Source organism: uncultured Flavobacterium sp., from assembly GCF_951805225.1.
GTDB lineage: Bacteria > Bacteroidota > Bacteroidia > Flavobacteriales > Flavobacteriaceae > Flavobacterium.
Genome location: NZ_OX638201.1, coordinates 3,768,090 through 3,786,519 on the forward strand (window position 1 = coordinate 3,768,090; position 18,430 = coordinate 3,786,519).

17 protein-coding genes are annotated in these 18,430 nt (G+C 30.5%); 4 read left to right on the plus strand and 13 right to left on the minus strand.

The features are described from left to right. The first annotated feature begins 113 nt into the window (after nucleotides 1-113). Nucleotides 114-854 (plus strand): LPS export ABC transporter ATP-binding protein, encoded by a 741-nt coding sequence (gene lptB / locus WN975_RS15565; protein ID WP_017494919.1) that lies wholly within the window; start codon nucleotides 114-116, stop codon nucleotides 852-854. Between the two features lie 87 nt (nucleotides 855-941). Next, a complete protein-coding gene (locus tag WN975_RS15570) occupies nucleotides 942-1,163 on the plus strand; it encodes a DUF5808 domain-containing protein (protein WP_337967330.1) in 222 nt (73 codons plus the stop codon). A 65-nt stretch (nucleotides 1,164-1,228) separates the two neighbouring features. On the opposite strand, the gene WN975_RS15575 is transcribed toward WN975_RS15570, so the two are convergent. Continuing rightward, the gene (locus WN975_RS15575) at nucleotides 1,229-2,089 is read right to left on the minus strand and encodes a glycoside hydrolase family 25 protein (protein WP_337967331.1); all 861 of its coding nucleotides are present in this window, start codon (nucleotides 2,087-2,089) and stop codon (nucleotides 1,229-1,231) included. A 10-nt stretch (nucleotides 2,090-2,099) separates the two neighbouring features. Continuing rightward, a complete protein-coding gene (locus tag WN975_RS15580) occupies nucleotides 2,100-2,810 on the minus strand; it encodes a CDP-alcohol phosphatidyltransferase family protein (protein ID WP_337967332.1) in 711 nt (236 codons plus the stop codon). A gap of 314 nt (nucleotides 2,811-3,124) precedes the next feature. Here WN975_RS15580 and WN975_RS15585 point away from each other — a divergent pair, with 314 nt between their 5' ends. Both WN975_RS15585 and WN975_RS15590 read left to right on the plus strand, forming a co-directional pair. Then, a complete protein-coding gene (locus WN975_RS15585) occupies nucleotides 3,125-4,108 on the plus strand; it encodes a PorV/PorQ family protein (RefSeq protein WP_337968999.1) in 984 nt (327 codons plus the stop codon). A 37-nt stretch (nucleotides 4,109-4,145) separates the two neighbouring features. Further along, nucleotides 4,146-5,282 (plus strand): DUF4105 domain-containing protein, encoded by a 1,137-nt coding sequence (locus WN975_RS15590; RefSeq protein WP_337967333.1) that lies wholly within the window; start codon nucleotides 4,146-4,148, stop codon nucleotides 5,280-5,282. Between the two features lies 1 nt (nucleotide 5,283). Here WN975_RS15590 and WN975_RS15595 read toward each other — a convergent pair whose 3' ends face one another. From WN975_RS15595 to WN975_RS15645, 11 genes are all read right to left on the minus strand, one after another. Further along, nucleotides 5,284-6,678, minus strand: a complete 1,395-nt coding sequence (locus WN975_RS15595) for a sugar transferase (RefSeq protein ID WP_337967334.1) — start codon at nucleotides 6,676-6,678, stop codon at nucleotides 5,284-5,286. Nucleotides 6,679-6,735: 57 nt separating this feature from the next. After that, complete coding sequence (locus WN975_RS15600; RefSeq protein WP_337967335.1) at nucleotides 6,736-8,085, minus strand: O-antigen ligase family protein; 1,350 nt, start codon at nucleotides 8,083-8,085, stop codon at nucleotides 6,736-6,738. Between the two features lie 16 nt (nucleotides 8,086-8,101). After that, entirely contained in the window at nucleotides 8,102-9,190 is a 1,089-nt protein-coding gene (locus WN975_RS15605) for a glycosyltransferase (RefSeq protein WP_337967336.1), read from the minus strand. Next, a complete protein-coding gene (locus WN975_RS15610; RefSeq protein ID WP_337967337.1) occupies nucleotides 9,187-10,305 on the minus strand; it encodes a glycosyltransferase in 1,119 nt (372 codons plus the stop codon). The genes WN975_RS15605 and WN975_RS15610 overlap by 4 nt, the downstream gene beginning before the upstream one ends. Before the next feature lie 89 nt (nucleotides 10,306-10,394). Further along, a complete protein-coding gene (locus tag WN975_RS15615) occupies nucleotides 10,395-11,405 on the minus strand; it encodes an ATPase (protein ID WP_337967338.1) in 1,011 nt (336 codons plus the stop codon). A gap of 59 nt (nucleotides 11,406-11,464) precedes the next feature. Then, a complete protein-coding gene (locus WN975_RS15620; RefSeq protein ID WP_337967339.1) occupies nucleotides 11,465-12,394 on the minus strand; it encodes a class I SAM-dependent methyltransferase in 930 nt (309 codons plus the stop codon). 2 nt (nucleotides 12,395-12,396) lie between these two features. Then, nucleotides 12,397-13,380, minus strand: coding sequence for a glycosyltransferase family 2 protein (locus tag WN975_RS15625; protein WP_337967340.1), 984 nt, complete (start codon nucleotides 13,378-13,380; stop codon nucleotides 12,397-12,399). Then, nucleotides 13,377-14,915 (minus strand): glycosyltransferase family A protein, encoded by a 1,539-nt coding sequence (locus WN975_RS15630; protein WP_337967341.1) that lies wholly within the window; start codon nucleotides 14,913-14,915, stop codon nucleotides 13,377-13,379. The genes WN975_RS15625 and WN975_RS15630 overlap by 4 nt, the downstream gene beginning before the upstream one ends. Nucleotides 14,916-14,918: 3 nt before the next feature. Further along, nucleotides 14,919-16,073: a glycosyltransferase family 4 protein gene (locus WN975_RS15635; RefSeq protein ID WP_337967342.1), complete on the minus strand. Its 1,155-nt coding sequence runs from the start codon at nucleotides 16,071-16,073 to the stop codon at nucleotides 14,919-14,921. Next, nucleotides 16,074-16,955 carry a hypothetical protein gene (locus WN975_RS15640; protein WP_337967343.1) on the minus strand — a complete coding sequence of 294 codons (882 nt, stop codon included), beginning with the start codon at nucleotides 16,953-16,955 and terminating at the stop codon, nucleotides 16,074-16,076. Further along, nucleotides 16,955-18,388: an MBOAT family O-acyltransferase gene (locus WN975_RS15645; protein ID WP_337967344.1), complete on the minus strand. Its 1,434-nt coding sequence runs from the start codon at nucleotides 18,386-18,388 to the stop codon at nucleotides 16,955-16,957. The genes WN975_RS15640 and WN975_RS15645 overlap by 1 nt, the downstream gene beginning before the upstream one ends. Nucleotides 18,389-18,430: the final 42 nt, after the last annotated feature.

Consider the following 18,430-nt stretch of genomic DNA (forward strand, 5'->3'; position numbering starts at 1 on the left):
CCGAATTGATTATTTTACATTTATTTTGCTTTTCAAATAAATCATAAAATTGAATTTGAGTTAGTTTTTTAATTATCTCATTTTCTAATTATCTAATTATCTAATTGAACTAAATGAAGCTAAGAGCCGATAATTTAATCAAAACCTATAAAGGTCGTAGCGTTGTAAAAGGAATTTCTGTTGAGGTAAATCAAGGGGAAATCGTGGGACTTTTGGGTCCAAATGGTGCTGGAAAAACAACTTCATTCTACATGATTGTTGGATTGGTAAAACCTAATTCAGGAAATATTTATTTAGATGATTTAAATATTACTGATTATCCTATGTACAAACGTGCACAACAAGGAATTGGTTACTTAGCACAAGAAGCTTCTGTTTTTAGAAAATTAAGCATTGAAGATAATATTCTAAGTGTTTTGCAATTGACTAAACTTTCAAAAGAAGCACAAATTGCTAAAATGGAAAGTTTAATCGAAGAATTTAGTTTAGAACATATTCGTACCAACCGTGGAGATTTACTTTCGGGAGGTGAACGTCGTCGTACTGAAATTGCACGTGCATTAGCAACTGATCCAAAGTTCATTTTATTAGATGAACCTTTTGCGGGAGTTGACCCTGTTGCAGTTGAAGATATTCAAAGAATTGTAGCGCAGTTAAAAAACAAAAACATCGGAATTTTAATTACCGATCACAACGTTCAGGAAACTTTAGCTATTACCGATAAAACATACTTAATGTTTGAAGGAGGAATTCTGAAAGCCGGAGTTCCGGAAGAATTAGTTGAAGATGAAATGGTTCGCCGTGTTTATCTTGGACAAAACTTCGAATTACGTAAAAAGAAACTTGAATTTTAATTCGATATATGTAAATGGTAAAAAGTAAAATATTAGTTACTTTTTACCATTTTTCTTTTACAAAGTATATTTTCATAAATTTCTCAAATGATTCCACAAAAACCAACACAGGAAGATTATAATAACTGGCACAAAGATCCTAATAATTGGCATTTAGGAATGTTTTATTATAACAAGGAAGACAGAAGAATGTTTGTTCCAAAAAAAATGAAATGGGCAGGATTTACCATAAACTTCGGAAATACAAAAGCTATTTTAATAACTATTGCTTTTCTTTTCTTCATTTATACTTTGACACAAATTAAATAAAAATAATCAGTCGCAGCTTCCAGTATTTACTGATTACTGAAAACTGCGACTGAATACTGAAAACTTTATTCAACGGTTATAAATTGCAATTGCTCTAAATCTCCGTTATATATATTCACATCTACTCTGTGTTTAATTCCCGGCAAAGAAGCTTTCTCTGTAAATTGCCAAAAAAGCCAATCTGGTTCAATTTTTTCTCTGTAAAAATTATAGTTGGCAATCCAGAATAAATATTCTCCAAATTCTTCTTTCAAAAAATCATCATAATAACGTTCGCCTGTATAAATAATTGGACGCACTTGATAATGCGCTTCAACTTTATTTAACCAACGTTTTAATCCTTTTTTCAAACTGTCTAAAGGTTGATTCTTTGGCAATTTTTCAATATCTAAAACAGGCGGTAAATCTCCTTTTTGCAATTTTACTGTTTTGATAAAAAGATTTGCCTGCTCAATAGAATTTTCATTTGGACGATAATAATGATAAGCACCTCGCATAATTTTATGCTCTTTTGCTCCTTCCCAATTTTTCTTAAACTGCCTGTCAACTCGATCATTTCCTGCCGTTGCGCGAACAAAGACAAATTTTACAGGATATTTTTCGTCTAAAACCTCAACTTCATCCCATTCTACGGTTCCTTGAAATTCTGAAACATCAATACCGACTACTTTTCCTTTGTGATTCTCAAGAACCCGAATATTTCGAACATCCGAAAGGTGTTTATCAACCTCATCTTCATCTAAAACTTTGCTTGATTTAAAACCAAGATAATATTTCAATCCATCACGATAATGATAGATTGATGCAAAGAAAAGCACTATTAAAAAGCAATAAATAATGAAGCGAAGTCCTGTTGCTAAAAATGACCTTTGAGGTTTAGCTTTTCTGGAATAAGAAGTTCTACGTGTGGTCGTTTTTCTTGCCATTCAAATAAAACTACTTTTTCAAAAACAAATTATTCATCACTGATAATAACACATAAAAAATGATGATCAAAGGAATTGCAATATATTGAAGCGTCAATACCAATAGTAATGAAATCAATAAAAACACAATTTGAAGTACATTGTCTTTTACCGTAAACTTTTTGATTTTTAAAGCAAACAAAGGGATTTCAGCATTCAAAATATAAGCGCTGCATAATGTGATTGCAAGTAAAACCCATTGATTGGTAAGTATTTCTAATACCATTAAAGAATCAGAAAATTTTAAAACCAAAGGCAAACTCAATATAAAAAGAGCATTTGCCGGAGTTGGCAAACCTATGAAAGAATCAGTTTGACGTGTATCAATATTAAAATTTGCTAATCGGTAACAAGATCCTAAAGTTATGATAAATCCTAAAAACGGAATCGCAGGATTTGTTCCTAATTCGTGCGCGCTGTTTGTAAACAAACTATACATAACATAACCTGGCGCAACACCACTGGTTACCATGTCTGCCAATGAATCAAGTTGTAATCCAAGCGGACTTGAAACTTTGAATAATCTGGCGAAAAAACCATCAAAAAAATCAAAAAAGATTCCCAAACAAACCATATAAAAAGCCATTTCATAATTAGCTTCCGAAATAAAAACAACTGCAATACAGCCACAAAAAAGGTTTATTAATGTAATTAAGTTAGGAATGTGTTTTTTAATATTCATGATTTATAGTTTTAATTTCAAACGACAAATTTCGCATAAAATAAATAACATTGTTAGTATTGGTAATAAAAATTGTTACTAAATTTTGAATACGATCTCTTCTATGGTAAAAAGCTTATCCGGTAAAATGATTCTTTCGCAATATTTATCAAAAGGAATAATTTTCCTGAGTAAAATATTATATTTTTGGTAAAAATTAAAACAGACTTCGGTTTGCAAAAAAAGATCCGTTGAAGAAAATCCTTGCGTTTTTATTATTTAGCACGTGCACAGTACAATATGGGCAAACCGTTCGAAAATATTCGAATGAATTTATGAATATTGGTGTTGATGCTGCCGCATTGGCAATGTCAAGCGCTGTTGTTGCTTCTACAAATGATGTAAACTCTGTTTATTGGAATCCCGCAGGTTTAACGAATCTTGAAGACCATCAAATCTCTTTAATGCACGCCAATTATTTTGCCAATATCGCGCAATACGATTATATAGGTTATGCAAGTCCTATTGATGATAGAAGTGCCTGGGGAATTTCGATGATTCGTTTTGGTGTGGATGATATTATGGATACTACGCAATTGATCGATAATCAGGGAAACATCGATTATAACCGAATTAGCTTATTCTCAACAGCTGATTATGGTTTCACTTTTTCATATGCCAGAAAACTTCCGGTAGAAGGATTTCAATATGGTGTAAATGCAAAAGTTATCAGACGAATTATCGGGAAATTTGCTAATTCATGGGGTTTTGGTTTCGACGTTGGATTGCAGTTTGAACGAAATGACTGGAAATTTGGATTGATGCTTCGTGATATTACAACTACATACAATGTCTGGAATATTGACGAGAAAGAATATGCAAAAATTGCCAACGCTATTCCTGGTGAAAACAATGAATTACCGGAAAGTACTGAAATAACTTTGCCAAAAGCGCAATTAGGAGTTTCAAAAAGATTTGATTTCCACGATGATTACAGTCTATTAGTTGCTACAAATTTGAATATGCGTTTTGAGCGAACTAATGATATAATATCAACCAAAGCAGTAAGTATTGATCCTGCAGTTGGTTTTGAATTTGGATATACTGATCTTGTTTTTTTGAGAGCCGGAGCAGGAAATTTCCAGAATGTGACACAACTGGACAATACCGAAAAAGTAAATTTTCAACCAAATATTGGACTAGGTTTTAAATACAAAGGCATTCAGGTTGATTATGCGCTGACTGATTTGGGTAATCAAAGTACAGCTTTGTACTCAAATATTTTTTCATTAAAGGTAGATTTAGGTATCTTTAGATAATATTTACTAATCATTAAACTTCTTAAAATTTTAAATTATGAAAAATGTCATTTTCAAAAAAACACTTTTTATTTTACTATTATTACTAAGTTTTATTGGTTTTAGCCAAAATATCCCTTTATCGAAAGATGCCAAAATTAGCGTTATCACTTGTGGATTAGGCAACGAAACTTATTCTTATTTTGGTCACACTGCAATTCGTGTTGCTGATCCTGTAAACAATATTGACCTTGTTTACAATTATGGTGCTTTTGATTTTTCAACGCCAAATTTTGTAATGAAGTTTGCCAAAGGTGACTTACAATATTTTGTAGTTGTTCATCCATTTCCAGATTTCATTAATGAATATACGAATGAAAAAAGAAGTGTTTTCGAACAAGAATTAATTATTCCGCAGGATTTAAAACAAAAGCTTTTCGATAATTTAAACACGACATTACTTTCTGAAGATCGCTATTATACGTATAAATTTATTGATAAAAACTGCACTTCAATGGTTGTCGACATTATCAATAAAACTTTGGGAGGAACAGTAATTACAAAAAAAGGAGAAACGGATATTACTTATCGTTCTATTTTGTTTCCTTATTTTGATGGACATTTTTATGATCAATTAGGAACAAGTCTGATTTTTGGAACTAAAGTAGACCAATTAGGAACCAAAATATTTTTACCATTTGAATTGAAAAACAGTTTAGAAAAAACGACTTTTCAGAATCATCCTTTGGTAAACAAAAGCAAAACATTCCTTAGTTTTGAAAAAGAAACACCAAGTTCATGGTGGAATAACATTTATACTTATCTCATTATTCTTGCTTTTATTGTTTTAGCGCATAACAGAATAGTAGATAAAATCTATCTTTTGATTTTATCTTTTGTGGGAATATTTTTTGTTGTTATGGGATTTTATTCTTTTCACTTGGAACTGGCGATGAATTATAATGTACTTTTATTTAGCCCACTTTTATTGGTTTTACTTCTTTTTTCAGTTTTAAAAAACAAAAGATGGACTTATAGATTTGCCGTTTTACATTTAATGTTTCTAGCAATTTACATCATTTTATTAGTCAACAAAGCGCACTTCTTTATTACTTTACCAATGATAATTACAAGCGGATTTGTTTTGACAAGAGTTGCAATTCGAAATAAAAAACGTATTCCAATTATTATCTAAACTATTGTCCTCGATAGAATAAAACGGTTGTAATGGTTTTGAAAGTGATACTTAAATCCAGAAAAACACTTCGATGTTTGATATAGTATAAATCATATTGAAGTTTTATTAAACTTTCATCAATAGATTCTCCATAAGAATAGTTTACTTGTGCCCAACCGGTTAATCCTGGTTTTATAACATGTCTTGTTTCATAAAAAGGCATTATTTGCGCAATTTCATCAACAAAAAATGGTCTTTCGGGTCTTGGACCAATAACGGCCATATCGCCTTTTAGAATATTGATAAATTGTGGTAATTCATCTATTCTTGACTTACGCATAAACTTTCCAAATGGAGTTACGCGTTTATCATTTGAAGTTGCAAAAACAATTCCGCCTGCTTCAGAATTTTCGACCATTGTTCTAAACTTATAAATTTTAAAAACAATTCCGTTTTTTCCCACGCGTTCTTGGGTATAAAACAAGCTTCCTTTATTACCAATTATATTTCCAATAAAAATTAGAGGAATAAAAACAGCGCAAATTAACAAACCAATAAAAGATAGAGAAAATTCAAAAAGCCTAACTAGTGATAGATATAACTTATTATTATTGCTTCTGCTAAAAGGGAAAAAGCGATAGAAATCCCGAGAGATATAATGAACCGGAATACGCTGTGTTTTACTTTCATAAACTTGTGTGTATTCTCTAATTATATTTCCTGATTCTAATAAATGAAGTAATTGTTGGTATAAATCAGCAGTAATTCCATCTGTTTTTTGGGAAGCAATAACAATCTCTGAAACATTATTTTTGCTTACAAAAGATTCTAGATCGCTCTTTTTAACTTCTTTTACATAATGAAAGTTTAGATTTTCTTCGGAAATTGAATCTGAATTTACAAACCCAATAATCTTATAATGGGGATCTACGTTTTCGAGTCCTGAAACTAATCCTTCTACCTGATCCTGATCACAAATTAAAACTACGTTTTGAGAAAAACGTTGTGATGCTAAAAAAATGGCATAAAAGAAACGCCATAATAATAAGACTGTCAGTATCGAAAAATAAAAAATCAATACGATCAATCGCTGCTTAGGAAGTTCAGGAGATAAAATAGGTGTAAATAAATAAACTAAAGCTGCTGTTGTAGTGGCAAGAACAACACTTCGCAGAATTTGAAATTGATTGCTCGCAACTTGCAAATTATACATTTCGAAGATAGTTCCAAAAAAATTGATATAGCAAATAAGCAAAACCGGTCTAAAGAAGTTATCACTATCTAAAACAAAATAATGATAATCAAATATCAAACTTAACAAGTACAAAACTGACAAAACAAAAAAGCCATCACAGACACGAAGCAAAACTTTTCTTTCTGAAATTTCGAAGTGCATTTTTTTATTTGAACGCATATATTTTATTTGTTTAGGGGCATTAAACTGAGGCAAATATATTATAAAAAAGAAAACTTACTCGACCGAATTTTCTGCTTTTTCAGGAATTTTTACCTGAACAAAAAGAAGTGTCATACCATATAAAAAAGCAGGCGCCGCAATACGCATTGCAGCATGATTTATAGTTAATAGCCAAAAAATATAGAATGATAAAAAGTACAGATGTTGTTTATTATTAAGATATAGCACAAATGGCGTTACAAAAAGTATTAAAAGTCCAAAAATACCAAACAAACCATGTTCACTTAACATTCTCGTTATTTCATTATGTGATGCGACCTCTCCTCCTAAGATTTCAACCCTTTTGTATTTACTCAATCCCGCACCAACTCCTAAAATAGGGTTATCTATAAAAAGCTTGATCTCAGCATCCATAATTTCTTCTCTTCCTCCCAAACGATCCTTTTTTACTCTTCCTAAACGATCTTCATTAGCATATCGTTTATTAATTAAACCACTTGTCTGGAGTGAACTATAGGTCCAAATACCAACTGCCATTAAACCAGTCATAATAAAAACCCAGGTAAACTTACTTTTCCCTTTTTCATTTGAGAAATAATATAATAGAAACAAAAGACTTACAACCATAAAAACAGCAGTAATAACACCACCACGGGAAAAAGTCACAATACCTCTATAGCTTATGAACACAAGCAGACCACCGTTTAAAAGCATCTCGAATTTTGTCTTTGAAAACAAAACTAACTGTGTAAAAAAAATAAAAATCCCTAATCCTAAAATTGTAGAAACTTGATTTGGTCCAAATCCGCCTGAGGTTTCAAAATTAGATTGTGTTCCTGTCACCACCTCTTTAACACTGGGATTATATATAAATAAATAAATTGTAGTAGTAACAATTGGTAATCCCATTACGACCAAAATACGCTGCAAGTCCGAGAATAAAATCCGTCGCTTGAACATATACAAAGCACTAAAGACTAAACAGACCGGTCCCGATAAATTAAAAATTAAAACCTTTCTAACATCAAAATCAAATTCTAAGTTATTGGTTGTAACCAAAATGGCGGGAAGTAATAAAAGCAGAAAAAATAAATAAATAATCGCGTTTGTTGAAAAATTACTATACAACATACCCAAAAACATGAAAAATATAACAGAAATTTTTACGAACTCATTATTAAAATTACCTTCTGTCATACGCAAAAAAACCTCGACACCAACCATATAAGCCGCTACCAACAAAACTTCATGGTTTTTATTCTTACTTCTTATAACAATAAAAAAACCTACAACAGGAATCAGAAGTGCATATAATTTTGAGAAAAATGGTACCACAAAAACTGCTAAAGCAATTGCTGCATGAATTAAAAGAAGAAGATTATATGATACTTTAGAGTCTTTCATTGATTATGGGAAATATTTAAGCGACAAAAGTAATCAAAGAATTCAACCATGAAGCATAGTTTTTCATAATAGACTCTTCGCTAAAATTTAGTTTTACCGCTTTATTTAATTCTAATCCCATTTCAATTCTATAATTTTCATTCTCAATTAGTTTTTGAATCGATTGAGTAAATTGCGTCAAATCGTTAGATTCTACAAGCAATCCTTCTTTTTGAGAAGTAATAATCTTAGAAATATCTCCAACGTTTGTTGCTACAACGGGCAATTTGTGAAATCCGTATTCTAAAACGGATAATGGAAGTCCTTCTGAAGTCGAAGACAAAACGGCAATATCACATTGCTCTAAAGCAGAAGCAACATTATTTACTGCTCCATAAAAGAAAACCGTTTCCTGAAGGTTTAAATACTTGACTTTTTTATTCAACATTTCTGAATATGAATCATGAAAATCGTGACCAAATAAATGAAAACTCCAATCCTGAAATTTCTCTTTTATTGAAAGTGCTGCGTTTATGAGCAATTCATGATTTTTTTGAGGACGTAAATTAGCTACGCAAATAATCCTTTTACCTTCAATTCCTTTTAAGAGAATTTTATCGCCAGAAGGAGATTTCTCTTCAATAAAATTAGAAAGATAAATTATATTCGAGCAGTTTAAATAATTCTCTGCCCATTTCTTCAATGCTATATTAACTGAAATAATTCCGCTAAAAAGAAAAGATCCAAATTTTAACCCTAAACTTTTTCTGGCATTCAGATCTTGTGAAATACCATAATGATCATGCCAGATAATTTTTATTTTCGGAAAAGTAAATTTCACTAAAACAGTAATAAAAAAAGAAGAACTATGAGCATGTATAACATCAATCTTATTTTCTTTAAGGTATTTTCTTAATCGAAATATAGCCTGAAAATCTACTTTTTTCTTTTTATTCAAAAACAAATAAGAAACTCCTTCATTAATCTGATCTAAGAGTAAACCTTCCTTTCTTGTTGCAACTAATCCGGAGAACGAAATCTTTTTAGACAAAGCATTCGCATAATTAACGGCCATTCGCTCTGCTCCACCAGATTCCAGAGAATCAATTATTTGTACAATTCTCATTTGTTCAGTATATTTTTAATTTCGGTTTCAAAAAGGTTGGTTGTATAATTTTGCGACCATTCTGCAGACAATTTACTTTTAGAAAAGAAATTATCTTCATTTCTAATAACATTTTCTATTTGTGCCAAATCATTTTCTAAATTCATCTCGAGCAAAATTCCTCTATTTCCATTTTCTAACATAAAAGGAACGCATGAAACCGAAGTCGCAATTGGAACACATCCATAAAACATTCCTTCGGCAATCGCTTTTGGCCAACCTTCGCTTTTTGATGGCAAAATAACAAAATGACTTTTTTGATAAGCAATTTTTACTGTTTCTTTATTCTGATTTCCATTAAAAAAAACATTGTTCTGCAAATCATTTTCTATAGTATATTTTTCTAAAGAAGCTCTTTGAATCCCTTCTCCATAAAAATTCAAAATAGCTTTATTTCCTTTTTTAACCAGTTGTTCTACTAATTTTAAAGCATACATTGGATTTTTACCTTCAACCAAACTACCTACAAAAATAAATTCTATCGTTGAATCAAAATTCAATTTCTGAATACTTGTTTTCTCAATATCTGAGTAAGTTGCGGTAAAAAAAGGTTTTATATTTTTTGATTGATTTTCCCAATTTCCATAAACCAAAACCTGCATATTTTGAGTCAAAAAGGTATTACTCAAAATATATTTTTGCAATTTATAAGTCCAAGGTTGTTTACTTTTAGGATCCCAATTACCGGCATATTTAGCAGTTTTTGTTTTTCCTGGAAATAAAATCTGAACAAAGCATCCAACCAATCCTACATTACCGGGACAGCGCAAATGAATGTGATCTGCTTTTTTCATTGCTCCAAAAACTGTCCAAAAAATTCTTGGTAATTTATAAAGTGATTTCAGATTATTTTTTAAACTTGTAAAACTAAACTCAGATACATGCCTGAAATCTATTTTAGGATGTTTGTAAGCTAAATCAATCGCCGTTGGATTTCCTTTTGACAAAGGTCCTACAACAATTACTTCATCAACATATTTTAACCAAATATTCATCTCACGAACATAAGGAGCATAACCAAAATATTCATTTTCATTTTGAATATGATTTACATGTGTGATTATTGCAAACTTCATTGATTTAGTAGATATTATTTTGAGACACTTTTACAAAATATAAATCGGCATAACTCTTGGTTAATGTATTTTTTAAATAATTAACCGTTTTACTTAATGTCATTTATATTTTCGTTCAAAATTATTAATTCAGTATTTTCATTAAACGAATAATTCTCATAATACTCCTGATAGTATTTAAGAGCATTATTTGCCATCTCATTCTTTACTTCAAGAGATAATGAAAGTGCTTTGTCTATAATCGGCAAAATATCTGATATTTCTTGATATACTAAACAATTGACGCCGTTTTCTAGTGAAGGATTAAGCCAATTTGAATAATTCAAAATAGGAATTACGCCTACAGACATGGCTTCTAAAACATTATGACACATAGGCATCGTCATTCCGGGCGCGCAAAAAACAAAATGAGCAGATGATAAATAAGTTCTCCATTTATCTGCCGGAATAGCTCCGGATTGCCATTTCATTAAAATCAGATTCTCATTAAAAATTCCCGAATTTAATTTTGTTACGAGTTCATCTCCGGTAACTAAAAGTAGCTTATCGTGTTTTAAAACTTCCTGATAAATTTTCCATCTGTTCAATAATCCAAAATTATCTTCGATGGTTTTTGTATTGTAAATTTTTTCATCAAAATTTCCGCTCATCAAAATACCAATATTTTTTGGCAAAATTTGAGTTTCAGGTTGTAGATAATTAATTGGATGCATTATATAAGGCAAAACATTTTCTACATAATCATCTGAAGAATATACTTTTTTATACTTAAAATTGACCGCAAAATCAGCTTTTTTTGAATGACTGAAGGTTTTCAATTTATTTAGCTTTGAAAAAGGCTTTTCAAAATAAATATAATCAAGTTCATTAAACCACTTTGCCAGAAATAACATTCGCAAAACCGAAAATTTTAAAACAATAGGCTGATCATAAACCTCTCTAATTCTAAAAAAAAGATTTAGATATGTTCTTACTTTTGTGCGATGCTTTAAATCCAGATAAATAACTGGTTTTTGATCATTATAAAACCGAACATAGGAATAGTTCAGCTTAAATTCTTTAAGCTTTTTTTGAATCTTCTTTTTTATTACAAACATCATTGTGTTTTGGCTGATTAAACAAGCTTTCTTATTACTGAAATTTAATTTGATAACAGGTTTTACTTCTCTAAACTGTAAAACTCTTTTAGTAAATCTTTTGAACTTCTTTTAATCGTATCTTTTTTAAATCTAAAAGCATAACCTTTTGGCATAGAAACATTCCTTCTATTTGGAGTTTTTTGAAATTTGTCCAAATACTTCATCCAACCAAATAATATTCTGGTTACAAACAACCAACCGCTTCTAATTATTTTTTTTGAACTTAGATTTACAAAATAATTTGATATTGTAACTGCCATGTTCGCAGCATTTCCTTCGGTTATATCAACTTTTAATACTTCGCATTGAGCAAATAAACTTCTAAATCCGGTATAAGTAAATCTAAAAAAATCGTAAGGTTGAGCATGATATGGAAAACTCTGAGGCGCCTCTATTTGAAGTAAGCCTCCAACTTTTGTAACTCTTTGCAATTCTAAACAAAATTTCCATGGATTCATTGTATGCTCGATAACCTGAGCCGCCAAAACTACATCAAAAGAATTGTCACTAAACGGGATAAAATGACCGTCGAAAACATAATCAGGTTTAAATTGATTATGAACATCAGAAGTAATTACCTCGCAGTTAGGGAATTTATTTTTATAATAATCAATTTTCTCACCAGCTCCAACGATTAACATTTTACTATTAGCCGGAACTAATTTATAAAGTTCATCGTATCTTTTTTCTATATCAAAATCAGTACAAATTGCCGGAAGCAGTTTTCTTCTAATGTAATTTTTAAAATTAGAAGTGTCCAGATGTGAACTATCTTGTGTTGTTTTCTTTGAATTGATAATATCGTCTTGGCTAAAAATAGACTCGGCACTAAATAAAATTGGAGTACCGTCGTGAACAATTAGTTTTGATTCATCTTCAAAAATAAAAAAATCATTAGTTATCTCTTTTAATTTAGAATGAGAATCGGGATGTATTATATTTTCTATCATTATTATTTTATTAAAATCTGAAACCAACCTACAACTCTTCCTGCTGTTTCTGTAAAAGCTTGTTTTCGTTTTGAAGTCGTAAATATATTGCTAAATCTAAGAATTGTTAAAAGTGCCGTAATTGAATGCCATTTAAATCGGTCTTTTAAGACTGGATTTGGATTTTTAACGCGCCAAACATACCAACCATTTTTAACTATCATCTTACCATATAAATACTGATTTGGTCGTCCCGAAGCTTCATGATAATGATTTAATTTTGCTTTGGTGTTGAGGAACAACTTTCCTGTTTTTGCAACTCTTAAACAAAAATCGGCATCTTCGTACAAACCATATCCTTCAAAATAAGTAGAAAATTGAAACTTATCTAATATCTCTTTTTTAAACGAAGACACGCCACCCATCAATAGCTCCGCTTCATATATTTTATCACTTGGCGGTAAAAACGCAACACTTCTTGCATGAGAAAATGAAGGCGAAAATCCTGGTAAGCAATCACTATCTAATCCTATTTTTTTTCTTAAAACAAATCGGGTTCCTTCTTTTCTTTTCCAACCGTCAAAATAAAATTCATTTTTTGCAGGCTGATAATTATCTCCTACATAATCCCATTTTGTTTCGTTACAAATGTATCCTCCAACTCCTAATGCTTCTGGATAAACTTTATAAGTATTTAGTAATTGCTCAAAATAATCTTTTTCTAAAACTGTATCATCATCCAAAAAGCAAACTATTTCAGTATTTTGAGACACCTTGGAAATTCCAAAATTACGTTGTTTTGTCAAACCACGATGCTCTTTTGGAACCAGGAAATATTTTAAATTTTGAAAAGAATTATTCTGCAGAATCTCTTGTGTTTCGGTATTTGTGGAACCATCAATAATCAAAATTTCGTCAGGATAAAGGCCTTGATTATTAACAGATTCCAATAATGCGACTAATGGATTCGGTCTTAAATAAGTACAAACTATTAAGGAAAATTTCATTTCTTATTTTTTAATTCGTTTGCCCAATATAAACTCTGAACCCATTGTTTTTGAAAATTACTATAATATCTAATTGGATTTTTAATCGTTTGAACTTTATAGAATTTAAAAAACAAAGTCGTTTTATATCCATTAATTTGCTCTGGCGTTTTATGCAACAAATTGAACAACATTATTGTAGGTGATGGTTTTGGCTGAACAACATCATTTTGCCAGGCTAAAACCGGTTTAGTTCTAAATCCTCCTGTTGGCGCACTTAAATGCGTAATTTCAGGACTAGGGAAATACAAAACATCAACTCCGGAATTTCTTATTTGCATTCCAAAATCACTGTCTTCTCCATAACCAAATTCAAAACCCATTCTAAAGGAGACTTTATCAAGCAAATTACTAGTAATAAAACTATTTCCAGAACCAAAAAAATCCACTTGATTTACATGATCAACTTTTCTTTTTTCATCAATCCGAGGATAAAAATTACTTGAAACCGCTGAACCATATTTCACACAATTTTCAAGCGTTTTTTCTATTAAGTCGATTCCAAATCGATTGTCATCATCATTAAGAAAAACCCATTCGCTATCAACTTCAGCCAAAGCTAAATTTCTTGCATTACAAGCTCCAGCCTGATGTGTAAAAATATGTTTAATTGTAAATGGCCAAGTTTCATCTGAAATATAATCAAGTTCTGATGTGCTTTCGTGATTTGGATTTTGTTCCACTACAATTACTTTTTTGGGTAAATGAGTCTGTTTTGCCAAATCTTTTAATACATCATATAAGTACTTTTTTCTTCCAATTGTTGGAATTATTACATCTACAGTACCTTTTTCTAAAACTTTTTTTGAGGATTGAACTTCAATATTATTTAGAAAGTCAATATTAATTGCTCTTCTGCGATAAAACAAACTAGTAATAAATGGCAAAAAGGCGATTTTTTTCTGATATAAAAACAAATTGAGCAGTAATAAAAAAATCCAGCTTACTTTATAATGTTGTTTTACAAATCTAAATAAGACAAATAAGCTTTGTTTGTTATTCTCTTTTTTATCTGAAAAATCATTTAAAAATGCTGATTCAGAATAACACAAAAGACCTGCCGGCATTGCTAACTTTGCTAATGAATTCAAAAAATAGTCAAAGTCATCTGACTCTTTAATTTTATTTTTGAAAGACAATAAAACCGACGCATGAATACCTCCTACAGAATTGCTCATTTGCCAGGCTGGATAACATACTTCTTTATTAATTTTTACAAAAGGCGCTCCATCAACATAACCAATTGCTTCAGATAGAAAGCTACTCTCAGAAACATTATAAGATGCCATTATTTTATTATGATGAAAAATTTCCTGAAGTTTTGAAAGATTTAAATTTGCCTTCAAATCAATATGACACCAAATAATTAATTGATCAGAATAGGAATCTGCAATTTTAAATAACGCTTGAATTATATTTAGTTCTTCAAAATCAATATGCTTTCCGTCATATTGAACTTGAACAACTTTATTATTTTGATGATAAACAATTACCATTTTTTATTTATTTTGATTAATTGTTTTCTGATAAAATTCTATATTTCTTTTGACAATTTTATTGATGTCAAAATTCTCTTCTACTGTGGTTCTGGCATGTTTTCCAATTTGTAGACAAAGCGAATCATTTTGCAATAATTCAATGATTCTCTCCGCATACAAATCATGATTTTCAGGATGTACCAAAAAACCACTTTCCTGATCAATAATCAATTCTTTTGACCAGCCAATATCGCTATTTACAACTGCTTTTTGCAATGCCATCGCTTCAATTGTTACCATTCCAAAGGTTTCTGCAAAACTTGGAAAAACACAAACATTTGCGTTTCTAATATGGTTTTGTATTTCGTGATAAGGAATTTTACCCAAATAACTGACATTTTTCAAATCATCGGTCGTGAATTGATTCTGCATTAATTCCCAAGTCGAATTTGAGTTTGTTTTTATATCATAAGAATCGCCACCAATTAAAATCAATTTTGCTTGTGGCAAAACATTTCGGACTTTATGGAATATTTCTGGTAATTCCAGAACTCCTTTTTTTCTAATTAAAGTTCCTATGTATAAAATTGTTTCTTTTTCGAATATTTCAGGAGTATTATTCTGAAAATTTTCTAATTCTATGCCGTTATAAATCGTTGTGATCTCCTTGTTTCTTATTTCAAAAAGCTGCTTTGAGATTTTACCCGCATATTCTGTTGGGGCAATAAATACTTTTGCTCCTTTTATTGCCAATTTCTCAAACCAAAAATTTTTGGCTTTTTGCTTTCTATTTTCTAAATGGCAAAAATAAGCGTCACTTCCGTGAAAACGAATTACAGTTGGAACTTTAAAATTCATGAAAGCCGAAATTCCTGTCCAGTCTATAACTTCTAAAAGATCAATCTTTTCTTTCTTAATTATAGCACTACAATATTCCTCAATGTATTTTCGATAAAAAAACCAACCACAAAAACGGAACTTTTTATTTTTAATCAGGTGAATTTCAATTTCATTTTCGATCAAAATTTCCTGCGTTTTTTGTCCATAAACAAATACCGTAACCTTTATTCCTTCTTTGGCTAAAGCTTCTGCAAGATTTTTAATGCTTGTACCAATACCTGCCGCATGAAAAACTTTTTCATGAGGATACTCCGGTGTTAGAAATGATATATGCATTTATTTATTAAAAAAATCTTTTAGAATTCTCGCTGTAAATATTTTTGCGCCTTCGTCAGTCATATGTCCACAAGAAGAGAAATATTTATTTTCGACTACTACATTCTCGTAATTATGAATTTCCGGATATGCTTTTTTCACTTTATCAAAATAATTCATTCCAACAACATTTTCGCACATTGGCGTCATTACCGGAATAAAATTAATATTATTGGCTTTGCAAATGTTCTTAATCTCTTCATAGTATTTATTATGAGGAAGAGGTTTTAAATTTGCAATGTTATTTTTCATGTTGCCATTTTTGTGCTTTTCTAATGGATGATATCCCAAATTATCCAACTGATTGGTCTTTTTGTGAATCGCTGCAAAAAATGCTTCTCTAAATCCAATTTTAGTATCGTATTTAATATATCTGTAAAACGGAATATAATACAATTCATTAAAATTTTCCTCGTCGGAAAAATGTCTTTTTATGGTTTCAGAATTATGAATATAAGGTAAATACAAAGCTGAAATACCTTCAGCTTCATGTTGACTGGACAAATTTAAATCGGCCTCGAGAATGACATTTTTTATTTCATACTTTCTTTCGATCATAAGTTTTAAAAGCAATGAAGCTTCAAAAAGATGTCCGCCACTCATTCCGTAATTGAAGGACTTTAATCCTTTATCTTCAAACATTTTTGCAACAAAATGATTATTAGCTCGAGAAGATCCTAAAAATATAACATCATACTTTTTAGGTTTAGAATTAATAACATCTTCGATTTTTCCTCTATTTTTTGTCTGCAAAAAAATAGCGGTATAAATTCCGTCTAAAACAACTGCAACTAAAATTGTTACTATAAAAATTTTAGCTATATAAATTAAAAAACGCTTCATTAAAATTGAAAATATATAAATTCCTTATAATCCGAAAATGTACCAAAAGCCATGATTGCAATGATCGCCAAAGCTATTTTTAATGTACTCTTATTCCCTGAAAGTGGTTCTGTTTTTGTGCGGCTATTCCATTCAACCAAAACAAATAAACCTATCATTGCCAAAAGTTCATAATTGTAACGTTCATTATCTAAGTATTGAGAACCAAAATCATGGTTGGTAACAATTCGCTTTAGATAGAGAATTGCATCTGTAATTGTTTTTGCTCTAAAAAATACCCAGCCAATACAAGTAATTAAAAAGGTTGAAAGAATGCTTAATATCACTTTTACTGAATCGAAATTCCAGGAAACTTTTACTGAATCAATATTGTTTCGATTACTATTAGACAACAATAATGGTAAAAAATACAGTGCATTTATGAAACCCCAAGCGAGATAAGTCCAGTTTGCTCCGTGCCAAAAACCGCTTACTACAAAAATGATAAATGTATTTCTGATTTTCATCCAAAGTCCGCCTTTGCTTCCGCCAAGCGGAATATATAGATAATCTCTAAACCAGGAAGAAAGCGAAATATGCCAACGACGCCAGAACTCGGCAATGTCTCTTGAAAAATATGGATAATTGAAGTTTCTCAATAAATCTAAACCAAATAGTTTCGAAACTCCAAGCGCGATATCTGAATATCCTGAAAAGTCTCCATAAATCTGAAAGGCAAAATAAATTGCGCCCAAAATTAAAGAGAATGAATTCATACCTGTATAATGGTCAAAAATTGCATTTGCATAAGTGGCGCAAGTATCTGCAATAACGACTTTTTTGACTAATCCCCAAATGATTTGACATACGCCATCTTTAGCCATTTGTAGGTCAAATTCTCTTTTTACTTTTACCTGAGGCAATAAATGTGTCGCTCTCTCGATTGGACCGGCAACCAATAACGGAAAGTAACTTACGAACAATGAATAATCTACAAAATTGTATTCGGCTTTTATTCGTTTATAATAAATGTCGATAACATAAGATAATCCATGAAAGGTATAAAATGAAATTCCAACCGGAAGAATTACGTTCAGTAAAATTGGACTTGCTTTAAAGCCAAAATTATTTAATAGTTCAGCGAATGATGAAGCGAAAAAATTATAGTATTTGAAAACTCCAAGAAATCCTAAGTTGGTCAAAACGCTAAGCCAAAACCAAAATTTTCTATTTCGTTCTGTTTTTCCTTTTTCAATTTGAATTCCGGTATAGTAATCCAAGAAAGTAGAGAAAACCAAGAGGAATAAAAATCTCCAATCCCAACAAGAATAGAAATAATAACTGGCAACAATTAACAGCGCATTTTGAGTGCTTTTTGTTTTATTAAAAACAAACCAATACAATAAAAAAACGATTGGCAAAAAAATGGCAAAAGCCAGTGAGTTAAAAAACATAATTTATTAAAAAATTTGGAGTGCTATAAAAATGCAAATAAA